This is a genomic window from Ohtaekwangia koreensis, from assembly GCF_900167975.1.
GTDB lineage: Bacteria > Bacteroidota > Bacteroidia > Cytophagales > Cyclobacteriaceae > Ohtaekwangia > Ohtaekwangia koreensis.
In genome coordinates this window covers 41,821-52,698 of sequence record NZ_FUZU01000004.1, presented here as the reverse complement: position 1 = coordinate 52,698, position 10,878 = coordinate 41,821, and the positions used below count along the sequence as shown (strand labels likewise).

13 protein-coding genes are annotated in these 10,878 nt (G+C 40.5%); 6 read left to right on the top strand and 7 right to left on the bottom strand.

Features of this window, described 5'->3' with window-relative positions; translation table 11 throughout:
- Window positions 1–2 precede the first annotated feature (2 nt).
- Window positions 3–380 (top strand): hypothetical protein, encoded by a 378-nt coding sequence (locus B5Y40_RS23690; protein ID WP_079689360.1) that lies wholly within the window; start codon window positions 3–5, stop codon window positions 378–380.
- A 367-nt stretch (window positions 381–747) separates the two neighbouring features.
- On the opposite strand, the gene B5Y40_RS23680 is transcribed toward B5Y40_RS23690, so the two are convergent.
- From B5Y40_RS23680 to B5Y40_RS23655, 6 genes are all read right to left on the bottom strand, one after another.
- Window positions 748–1,209, bottom strand: a complete 462-nt coding sequence (locus B5Y40_RS23680; RefSeq protein ID WP_079689359.1) for a hypothetical protein — start codon at window positions 1,207–1,209, stop codon at window positions 748–750.
- A gap of 339 nt (window positions 1,210–1,548) precedes the next feature.
- Window positions 1,549–2,349, bottom strand: a complete 801-nt coding sequence (locus B5Y40_RS23675; protein ID WP_159453800.1) for an RteC domain-containing protein — start codon at window positions 2,347–2,349, stop codon at window positions 1,549–1,551.
- Between the two features lie 21 nt (window positions 2,350–2,370).
- Window positions 2,371–4,359, bottom strand: coding sequence for a conjugal transfer protein MobC (mobC, locus tag B5Y40_RS23670; RefSeq protein ID WP_449580021.1), 1,989 nt, complete (start codon window positions 4,357–4,359; stop codon window positions 2,371–2,373).
- A complete protein-coding gene (locus B5Y40_RS23665; protein WP_079689356.1) occupies window positions 4,319–5,572 on the bottom strand; it encodes a relaxase/mobilization nuclease domain-containing protein in 1,254 nt (417 codons plus the stop codon). The genes mobC (B5Y40_RS23670) and B5Y40_RS23665 overlap by 41 nt, the downstream gene beginning before the upstream one ends.
- The gene (gene mobC, locus B5Y40_RS23660; RefSeq protein ID WP_079689355.1) at window positions 5,573–5,962 is read right to left on the bottom strand and encodes a plasmid mobilization relaxosome protein MobC; all 390 of its coding nucleotides are present in this window, start codon (window positions 5,960–5,962) and stop codon (window positions 5,573–5,575) included. It lies immediately after the preceding gene.
- A gap of 177 nt (window positions 5,963–6,139) precedes the next feature.
- Entirely contained in the window at window positions 6,140–6,448 is a 309-nt protein-coding gene (locus tag B5Y40_RS23655; protein ID WP_079689354.1) for a helix-turn-helix domain-containing protein, read from the bottom strand.
- Between the two features lie 208 nt (window positions 6,449–6,656).
- On the opposite strand from B5Y40_RS23655, the gene B5Y40_RS23650 reads away from it, so the two are divergent.
- Window positions 6,657–6,893, top strand: coding sequence for a hypothetical protein (locus B5Y40_RS23650; protein ID WP_079689353.1), 237 nt, complete (start codon window positions 6,657–6,659; stop codon window positions 6,891–6,893).
- A gap of 529 nt (window positions 6,894–7,422) precedes the next feature.
- Here the strand turns inward: B5Y40_RS23650 and B5Y40_RS23645 are convergent.
- Window positions 7,423–7,806 (bottom strand): winged helix-turn-helix transcriptional regulator, encoded by a 384-nt coding sequence (locus B5Y40_RS23645; protein WP_079689352.1) that lies wholly within the window; start codon window positions 7,804–7,806, stop codon window positions 7,423–7,425.
- A 140-nt stretch (window positions 7,807–7,946) separates the two neighbouring features.
- On the opposite strand from B5Y40_RS23645, the gene B5Y40_RS23640 reads away from it, so the two are divergent.
- The 4 genes from B5Y40_RS23640 (at window position 7,947) to B5Y40_RS23625 (ending at window position 10,787) form a co-directional block, all read left to right on the top strand.
- Window positions 7,947–8,732: an SDR family oxidoreductase gene (locus B5Y40_RS23640; protein WP_079689351.1), complete on the top strand. Its 786-nt coding sequence runs from the start codon at window positions 7,947–7,949 to the stop codon at window positions 8,730–8,732.
- 36 nt (window positions 8,733–8,768) lie between these two features.
- Entirely contained in the window at window positions 8,769–9,092 is a 324-nt protein-coding gene (locus B5Y40_RS23635) for a nuclear transport factor 2 family protein (RefSeq protein WP_079689350.1), read from the top strand.
- A gap of 60 nt (window positions 9,093–9,152) precedes the next feature.
- Window positions 9,153–9,689: a DNA-3-methyladenine glycosylase I gene (locus B5Y40_RS23630; RefSeq protein WP_245840743.1), complete on the top strand. Its 537-nt coding sequence runs from the start codon at window positions 9,153–9,155 to the stop codon at window positions 9,687–9,689.
- A gap of 186 nt (window positions 9,690–9,875) precedes the next feature.
- A complete protein-coding gene (locus B5Y40_RS23625) occupies window positions 9,876–10,787 on the top strand; it encodes an alpha/beta fold hydrolase (RefSeq protein WP_079689348.1) in 912 nt (303 codons plus the stop codon).
- The last annotated feature ends 91 nt before the right edge of the window (window positions 10,788–10,878 follow it).

Here is a 10,878-nt window from a genome sequence, read left to right as displayed (position 1 = left end):
ATATGGATTTAACAGAATCAGAATTATTCGGGAATTTGTTAGAGGCAAAAGATGACTTGTTTCATATTGACTTACACAATGATTACACTTGTGTAAATGTTACCTTCTTTGCTGATATTTTAGAGTTGAAGTTTCAAAACGATAAAGGACAAGGGTATGTTATTCTACGTTTTAAGGACGTTATAATTTTAAAAATGCAAATTCCATTGCGGACACTGATTATTGATAATTTTCATCGAGGAAGATATGAATTGAATGGAGAATTGTACGATGAATACGAGGAGAAGAAGTGTTTTTATATTGAGTTTTATGAAGGAGGAGCGATTGAATTGTTATGTCGTCAGGTGTTGCTTCAAATGCCTAGTCCAGAATTAAATTGATTTAATAGCAGTCTGTTGCTCACAAGGATATATACTATATAAAATGAAGAACCAGCTCACGGCTGGTTTTTTTATGAGTGAGCTTTTCTAGCTTTAGCATCACGGATATAGGTGTCGATAAGATCGAAGAGTGTTTTCTTTTTATCATCTTCCAACAGTTCTAAATCTTGCAGTCGTTTAAGCGCTTGCTTGTCGAGTTTAGAATTTATTCCTTCACCCACCAGGTAGTCGAGCGAAACTTTATTTTTTTGCTGGACAAGTAGGCTTAAAATGCTAATGGATCGTAACCGCGTCCAAGATTATTATTAGCCCTACGATAATAAATATCGAGAAGAAGTCAGAGTGAACTCATGCCATAGTTAAATATCTACCATCCTGCCCCTTCTCCGGTATATTTAGAATTCTTGGTTTTTAGACCTTTATCACGAAGATACTCCCTAAGAACAGCGATTTCACCTCGTGAAAGATAAACTCGTTTTTTTTTACCATTCACAAAATGGATATTAAAATATAAGTCTCCATAGTATCCTCCATGTATTTGAAAAAAGAAGTATTCAATTTGTGAAAAATTGTATATCAGTGGCTTCTTAAATGAAATCTTTGAATAAAAAATACTGAGATTATTCTCACTTACATATATTTTTTTGTAGCTGGATCTAAACTGTAGATAAAACAACAATGTGTGTGCCAATACAAATAAAAATACATGCAGAGATTTCAAATCAGAGCTAAAAACAAACATCACAACAACGAGTACGACAATATACCTATAAACCAATCTTCCGATGGAATATTCAATAACATTGCTGCTTACTTTCCCTTTCTTCATACAAATCTTTTAGCGTTCTTGATTATATATATAACGGTTGAGTAATCGGGCCGGTATAAATTTCAGGCTCTAATGACAAAGTTAAAGCCTTGCAACATTCATTCTATCACAAATTCTTTAACATTGTTCCTTATGTATTTGATTCTATTGTTCACTCTTATATAGGTTATAGAATTTTCTATCTAAATCGTTTAAAGATTTTTAATTATATAAGTCGGTAAAAATGGCTTCGTTTATAAAGGGTACTATATTTTTGATCATAACTTTAGTCGGGAATTACCGAGGCATTGGTCGAGAAAGAATTCATTTTAATTGACGTCACAACACTTATTAAAAATTTTACGACATTCTTTCGATGGCTTCGAGTAACCGATTTTTCATCAAGTCTATAAAATTTGTTTGCCCACTCTTGCGGATCCTGATCTCCGAGAATATCCTCGCATAATTCCCAAGATCAATTGAAAAAACTTCTTCAAAACAATCAACCATCTGTTTGATATCCGTCTTTCCGTAGTTGAACACACCGGCAGCGTGCAGCGCATATATAAGTTCAACCAGCGCCACTTTTTGAGTCGTCCATTGAAGAGGATTATATGATGCATCAGCCTTGCTATTTTCAGATTTCCTGAGAGAAGTAAGTATATAATCCTTGATCATTTCATGTGCTAATATCCTGGCAAGTTTTACATCGTAGCGGGTTGAAAACTTTTCATCCTTCTCAACGGGTAAATATTGGCTACCGTTCCGGGTGAAGTATTGACTATCGAGGTAAGTAGCGCCAGACATGCAGTACTCATAGAACGATTGGTTTTTATAGGCATAGTGCTGAAGCTTCTGCAATACTTTGTAGTAGTTATCGATACGACTCTTTCTGTCCCGGAAGGAATCAAATAATAACACCTCAAACTTCTTCCGGTAGTAATAATACTGGCTTAGTAACACGGGCTTCACTTCTTTGAAGAACAGGATCTCTTGTTGTTCGTCAGAGAATTTATAGGTTACTGTGACCCTTTTTAACTCAGTCAGTATTTCACGCATCGTATTCAACGCTTTACCCATTGCAACCAGATCATCCGTTCCGGTGGCTTCAATGTCTTTCATACGCTTTTGCAGGCCTTCTGAGAATATGATAATATCCATAGTCATGATCTGTTAAAATGTTTAAGCGGCATCCGGTAGTCGGTCTTCAATGATGTAGCGGATGTCTTCCTTTATCTTCATATAGTTTTGTTGCACCTCGTCTATAGTCACCTTCCTGACTGCCGGTATAGGTTGATAACTGTCTTCTTCTTTCTTTAAGGCCGCATGATCGTTTAGTATCTCGGCATGAAATACTTTGAGTGCAATCTTCTGATCAGGGTCATCCGCTACCATTCCCACGAACTCGCCCGATGATAGCGATGCAATCTTTGATGGTGGTATAGCAGCGTCCAGTTGCGTTGACCTGCTTACAGAAGTATCCGTGCGATTGATAGATATACTTTCACGTTGCTGGACGATTTTTCCAAAGCGCTCCGACAAGAACTTTGCTGTGTCTCCAACGACCTGCCCGGAGATAACATTTCCGACAATGTTCATGATCACTTCGGCCTGGTCGCGGCCATAGTCTTTCTTAAGCTGTGAATAATCCTGAACGGCCAGGGTAGTTGCCACCTTGTTCGACCTTGCTGTGGCGATCAAACTATCGATGTTGTTGAAATATACCGTTGGAAATTCATCGAAGATCAAACTGCTTTTCAACTTCCCTTTCTTGTTAACCAGCTTAATGACGCGGGATATATAGAGTGAGAGTACCGCTCCGAAGATCTGTTGCTTCTGCGGGTTGTTACCCATACAGATGATCTTCGGTTCATTTGGATTATTGATATCCAGCGTAAAGTCGTTTCCCGATAGCACATAGTATAGCTGAGGAGATGATAGTCGCGCCATACCGATCTTGGCCGATGCAATCTGACCTTCTAACTGTTCCCAGGCTTCATGCCGATAGGCAGACTCAAAGGGATTAATCAGTACATCTATCTCCGGTTCTGTTCGAAGCAATGGAAACATAGTCTTGTATTCTAACTGCATCAATTCAATAACATGCGGTAGTGTGCAGTATTTTCCACTCTCATATTTCCGAAGGAACCAAATAACAGCCGTCACGAAATTGATCGGTGACTCGACAAAGAAATCACCTTGCTTCTTGATCCAGTCGCGGTTAAGGCCGAGCATGATTGTTCGTGATGATTCACTGGCATCAGTAATGTCCTCCATCGTGACAGGATCAAGCGGATTACACCGGTGCATGATCTTATCGAACTCGATCACGTAAAACTTTGGTGATACCTTGTAGTTGCTGCTAAACTTCAGCAACGTGTTATAGGCTATAATAGACAGATCATCATACTTGAAATCATAGATGAACATGCTGAATCCTTTGCGAATATGCTGCGTGATAATGTGCCGGATAACAAAGTAAGATTTACCCGCTCCGGGTGTTCCGATAACCAGCAAAGCCCGGAAGGGATTTATGAAATTGATCCAGCTCCTGCGTAGTTTACTTTTTAATATATACTGTGCCGGAAGGTTAATGGAGTATTCATTTTCCAGCAGGCGTTCCTCCTGCGGGAAAGACTCGTTTAATTTGTTGAAGATGTCATTTCTAAGCTGAAGCCTGATCAGGCGTGAGAGCCATGTACCTCCGGTAAGAATAAGTATATATCCGGCTATGACAAGCGCTATATAGATACCACTCGCCATGAAGGTTTCTATATTTCCGGATAGAACAGCATGGCTCAATAAAAACAATAAGAGGCCTATACCTATACAAGACAACGCAGCCCGAAGACTGATTTTCTCGTCCTTCTTTCCTTTCGCCCCAACAAGGGAAACGATCAGCAACGCCAGTGATATTAGCTTTGAGTTCCATATCGTGTTGAACAGCCCGGTGCTGGAAATATTTATCATCACATGGTCAATGAATTCCAATGTATACCCCCATTGAAAGAATGCGTGGTGGCAGTAGTAATAAAAATGCATGAGCAGTATGACCATACTGCAGATCCTGGTCAGATCAATAATCTTGCGCAAGGCTTGTTCGTTTTCACCGGTTTGCATAGCAATGAGTTTAAAGTGTACGTCCTTTTCTTCTTCTCCTTTTTCGTCCAAGTTTCAGAGCTGCCTCTGGTGAACTTCTGTCAAGGTCCCCGGCTGTTACCAAATCCTGTATCATTGAATTGGTACTGGCGACCGCTTCGTGAGTATACTTTTCCTGTGAGGCGACTTTGTCCGTGAATCCCGGACGGTAAGGTTTTACTGTATCTTCTTTGGCCGATAGTTTTTCTAAAATAGCGGTGGCACTATAAGGCTTACCAAGGTCACTTCCATTGAAGACCACTCTTCTTTGATTATCGACAAAGGTTATCCCATAGGTTCTACCTTCTGTATTGGTTCGGAGGAGTACAGCAATGCCGCTTTTCTCCAATTCACATTTGAACTGTTCTTTGGTAGTGACAGCCTTTGATAGTAAGACTTTGTCCACTGCCTTTTTCATCGGTTCTTTCAACGGCAACCGTAGTACTTCATTGAGCTTGAATTGCTTTTCCAGAAATGCCAGCGTCGGCTTGCTATATATAGCACTGGCTTTTACGGGTATACCTATACGTTTTCCTTTCTGATCAATGAGACTATACATCAGTCCCTTTCGGGCAAACATCTTTGACTTTTCGGTCCCGCGCTCAGCCGTAACATTGTACTGCCTGAGTACCGCGTTCAATTCCGGTAGCGAGGTATACTTGTAGGAGCGTGTTGCCATGCACACGATGTTTACAATACTTCGTCTTGTCTCAGACTTTCCGTAGACCACTTTTTCCACATCTACAGGACGGATCATCTCTTTCTGTTCTTTACCCTTGCTTTGAGCCTGCACCAATCCAAACGCTGTCTCTATTTCGTTCCTCGCTTTTTCAGATTGATTCTTCCCCAGGTAGTGAATGGGAATTCGTTTACCGTTTTGCTGAATGAGCGTAGTGACAATATGCACATGCGGGTGCGCTGTATCAGTGTGTTGATATACCAGGTAGGGTTGATCCCCGAAGCCGATCTTGTCCATATACTGCGAGGCAATTTGATTCAGCATGTGTACACCAAGCTTTTCGGTCACGTCAAAATTCAGGGAGATATGAAGAGTGTTGGTCTTGGTGCGTATATTCTTTTCATTGAGATCAGTGAAGCGCGCGAGCTTCTCATAGAAATTCAAGTTGCCTGCTTCCTTCTTAAAAAGATTCGCCTGAATACATAGCGCTTTACCTTCCATAACTTTCTGTTCGTTGTAATTGAGTGCCCCCTGTATATCTTTTCCGCTGATCACCTTGGCTACCATTTATTTTAGTATTCCATCCAGAACCGTTAGCAGCTTGTCTATCTTGCCCGAGATCTTTTTATACTCTTCCAGTATCTTCAATGCTTCAAATATTTTTTGACTCGGAATGGCAGTTCCATGGAAGTAGCGTGTTATCTGGTTGATATTGTTACCGATGGCTTTCAGCTCTTTCCTGATCGCTGTCAGTTCGACAGTTATAGCATCTGCTGAAGCATCTTTGTGATACCAGATGATTTGTTCCTTTTGCAAAATCATTCGCGTGAATTCTCCGATGGTTTGGCAGTTGCTGTTCTTACGCAGGCCTTCCAGTTTATTGTAGAATGCCTCCGATACACGTACACCGATGAGGTGATCCAGTGGCTCGGTCTTATTGTATTTGCGCTGGCTCATGACTTATTGATTTTGGCAAGCCACAGAAGCCGAGTTCCGAGGCTTCGTTCCGAAGCGCCGATAGGGGATGAGGCAAGATTCCAAATGTGTTAACATTTGTACATCTTGCTCCCTGCAGAAAACCGCAGGGTGTAACGTTCAGCTCTTCAAATTGCGATAAGCATTCACTTTCCGCTTTCATGATCTTCGTGGTTGATTTTTTGTAGGTGAAGATTCCGTATTAGCCTTGCGTTCCTGAAGGATTCGCTCGATGTCTTGGTAATCATAGAAGATCACACCTCCGATTTTTGTGAAGGGAAGCGTACCGTTAATCCGAAGGTTCTGTAATGTTCCGGGAGAGAGGTTCAGGAGCTTCCTGACCTGAGGAGATTTAAGCCAGCGTTGCATCGGGCCTGCCTGCCGTTGTGACAGCAACTTTTCTATAGCTTCGAGCAATTCAATTTTGAATGTCTGAAGATCTTCCGGGGTAATAATATTGGTTGCCATGATTTGTTCCGCTTTGAAAATTGTTGGTTCAAATCACGGGTGTAACCCCATGGTAAAACAGTCACAACTGTCCTAGGACACCTGCTAACCGACTCATATTCAGTTAGAAATATTTTTAAGATTTTCTAAAAACTAGGATGCTTACTTTTGCAGAAGCGCAGAAATTCCTGTTGGTTTTACACATTAACAACCCAAAATCTTTTATGCTATGACACAGGAAATCACTCATCCCATCCTGCATAAAGCCATTAAAAACCTCGATGTAACGAAAGAGTTTAAGGCGATGGCCAAGGCTAATGGATTCAAGAGTTTACAGGATATATTAGATAGTTCGTTGCATGAACTTCCGTTCAAACCACAGTCGGGGTATCGGATGTTGAAGGAGTTTTTGGATATCTTAGATGAGCATGGGCTTAATGAGCAGATTGAAAAAATAAGCGAGTAACTCTCAATTCAACAAAGCCGACTCTTTTAAGCACTGTTAAGTGAGATTTGACTCATCTCGGATCAAGTCACGCGATATTTTTGCTACGCCAATAGCAGCTTTTTAAAGATAGTTTGCATTTACTTTTGCACTTATCATCTTAATCGAGAGCTGGAGCTTAATGCCAGTTTCTTCTGAAATGCTACTGACGGTATTAAAAAATTCGTACAGCATTTCCTCGTATTGGGCGAGAATTTTCTTTTGCGATGGTGGATCGCCAAAGCGAAAAAAAACACAGCGTCTCCTTCAATCTCAGCAATATTTCAAGTTAAGCTTGTCAGCGTTGATAATCGAAAGGAGTAAGTCGGAAACAATATTTTGCCCAGCAATTAATTCCGTCTCAAATACGAATTTGGTGAATCCACTGATATCAACGATTATAACTAACCCGTGTTTAACTACAGTACTTCTTGATGTATTTACGAAATGGGACATGCACCGGATGGTTTGGATATTTATTTTTGATGCATTTTAATTGATGATCTTAGCCTCACCCTTCATTCAATACTTCGACATTCACTATTGGCTTAGCCATAATTAGTGAGCGCAACCGCTCCTCATTTTTATCACCCCATTGGCCAATTGCACCAATTACAGGTATTAAACTTTCTCCAAATTCGGTAAGGTTATATTCAACTTTCGGTGGAACAACTGCATAAACAACTTTTGAGATCAACTCGTGATCTTCCAATTCTTTCAATTGAACATTTAATACTCTTCGTGAAGCATCCGGAATTTTGCGTTGCAATTCGCTTGGCCGCTTGTGGCCCTGTTTAATAAACCATAATAGGCGCATTTTCCATTTGCCATACAGCACTTCGCCTACCAGGTCCAACCCACAATTCAGATTCAATGGAATTTTTCTGTTTTTCATAGATCAAAAATAGTCTTATGCTTTGCAATGTGGCATAGGGGTTAAAATTATCCCTATGCGAATAAAATCTCCCTACTTGTGCTAAGTGATCATACACTCCACTTTTGCCCATATAAATTTCAACAAAAAAGAGGTAAAAAATGGAAAATCATTTCAGCAATGAGTTATCTGGCAAAATCGCCTTGGTAACCGGTGGGACAAAAGGCTTGGGAAAAGCAATTGCAGATCGCTTAGAGAAAGCAGGTGCAAAGGTTATCATCATAGCCAGAAGCAAACCTGAAGCGAACGGAAACATGCACTTCATTCCAGCAGACTTAAGCACCGCAGCTGGTACTGAGAAAGTGATTAAGGAAGTTCAGTCAAAATTCGGGCAATTGGACATTTTGATAAACAACATGGGTGGCTCAGATACACCAGCAGGTGGTTTCGCGGCTATAACAGATGAAAATTGGGAGAAAACTATTCAAACAAATTTGATAGCCGCAGTTAGGTTGGACAGAGGTTTCTTGCCACAAATGTTAGCACGTAAAAGTGGCGTTATTATTCACGTTGCATCAATTCAAGGCAGGTTGCCTCTGCACGAATCTACCTTGCCTTATGCTGCTGCAAAAGCAGGGTTAATCAATTATAGCAAAGGTTTATCTAAGGAAGTTTCTCCGAAAGGTGTGCGGGTATTGACTGTTTCACCGGGTTGGATTGCTACCACTACAAATACCGGGTTTCTAGAACGGATTGCGGAAAACGCAAAGATTACCATTGAAGAAGCTACGAAGAGTGTTATGGATGCGCTTGGTGGTATTCCATTTGGCAGACCCGCGCTACCTGCAGAGATCGCAGAGTTTATCGGTTTTCTAGTTTCTCCAAAGGCTAATTATCTAACGGGAACGGAATATGTCGTTGACGGAGGGACAATTCCAACCATTTAATCTGAAATAAACAGGAATAACAAAACAACAAACAATATGAAATTACCAAACATAGTGCAAGAATTGATCAAAGCGCAAAACAACTTTGACAGTGAAGCTTATGCAAATCTTTTTTCTGAAACTGGTGTAGCGTATGATGAGGGTAAAACCCATACAGGAAGAAAAGAAATTCAAAAATGGATTGCTGAAGCTAACGAAAAGTATAAGTCAGTCATGCAAGCTGTTGAATATACAGAGAAGGGTAACAAGGGAATATTATCGGCTAAAGTTTCAGGCACATTTGAGGGGAGTCCGGCAGTGCTGAAATTTAATTTTGAAATCAATGAGGGGCTTATTCAATCATTGAAAATAACAGGATAATTAGGTTGGCACCACCCGAACCAAACAACTTCAATGAGTTACTGCTCAGCAATAAACCAAATGCAACCAGGCGATAGAAAAACGCTTCATAAAAACTATCACGATAATCAATATGGTTTTCCAATTCATGATGACAATGAACTGTTTGGAAGATTGATTCTGGAAATTAATCAGGCTGGATTGAGCTGGGAGTTGATTTTAAAGAAAGAGGAAGCATTTCGGAAAGCATATCACAATTTCAACATCAAGAATATTGCGAATTATACAGAAGCGGATCGGAAGCGACTTTTAGCTGATGCGGGTATTATTCGCAACCGGTTAAAAATAAACGCCGCCATAGAGAATGCTAAAACAATCCTTGTTTTACAAAAACAGTTTGGTTCGTTTGAAAAGTGGTTGGAATTCAACCATCCAAAAACAAAAGAAGAATGGATAAAAGTCTTTAAGAAGACTTTCCGTTTCACAGGGGGTGAAATCGTAAATGAATTTCTGATGAGCATCGGTTTTTTACCCGGTGCTCACTCATCGGATTGTGAAGTTCATAAAAAGGTTTTAAAAGCAAAGCCAATGTGGCTGAAACAAAATAGTATCCTTTAGCCCTGCAGTGACTTTCCTCATTTTTGTATCGTAGGGAAGAATGTACAAGAGTCTCTGCTATTTGTCCATTCCATTAGGGTGAGTTCTCCTGCACCTTTGTATCGTTGAATTGATCATTTTTCAGCAGCAAGAATGGTCATTTAGCGGGTAAAAGGCAAACATTTTAAACAAAACTAGACTTACATTATGAAAACAATCATCTATGCACTCGGTATTTTAGCGACTTCTGTTATGGGGTCAACGGTTTTTGCACAAGGGAAAAGAGTACCCGCTTCAGCAGGAAGACAAGAATTCATTGAAGTAGAAAAAGGAGTAAAGCTTCACGTGACTGATTTAGGTGAAGGCCAGCCTATTGTTCTGATCCACGGATGGCCACTTAGCGATGCAATGTATGAATACCAATACCAGGCCCTGGCGCAGAAAGGATTTCGAGTTATCGGAATCACGCTTAGAGGTTTTGGCGAATCAGATAAACCCTATGGCAGGTATGACTTCGACGTGTTCTCGGATGATATAAAGGTTGTGTTGGAGAAACTTAATATTCAAAACGCTGTACTTGGAGGATTTTCTATGGGCGGGGCAGTAGTCATTCATTATGTCACAAAGTATAATTCTGCTCACGTTAGTAAACTGGCACTCTTTGCAGCAGCAGCCCCATCCTGGAAACAACGTGATGGCTCGCCATCTGGTGTATCAGAAGCAGACGCCGATGGATTGATAAAAGCAACCATGACTAGTCGCCAGGATTTGATTGCAGGTTTTGGCGCTGCGTTTCCTGCTAAGGAAGGAGCTATTTCAAAAAACGTGGAGAGGTGGTTAGAGAATATCAATTTGCAGGCATGGCCTTATGCCATTACCCATTCAATCACTGCATTACGTGATCTGGATTTACGCCCCTCACTTTCAAAGATCAAAATTCCGACAGCGATTTTTCATGGCACACAAGACAAGTTATGTCCATTTGATTTCGCGGAGCAGCTTCAAAAGGGAATCAGCAATTCATATATTGTTAAGTTCGAGAACAGTGGTCACGCGCTGTTCGTAGAGGAGGCTGATAAATTTAACGCCGAGATGGAGAAGTTTGCGCTGAAAAAGTAAGTGATTCAAAATCCATATGTGGAGTTGTTTTGCGCAACTCCGTATTTTTATTGTTTGGGTCTTTCAAGAATTGAAATTGTCGAGTTTATTT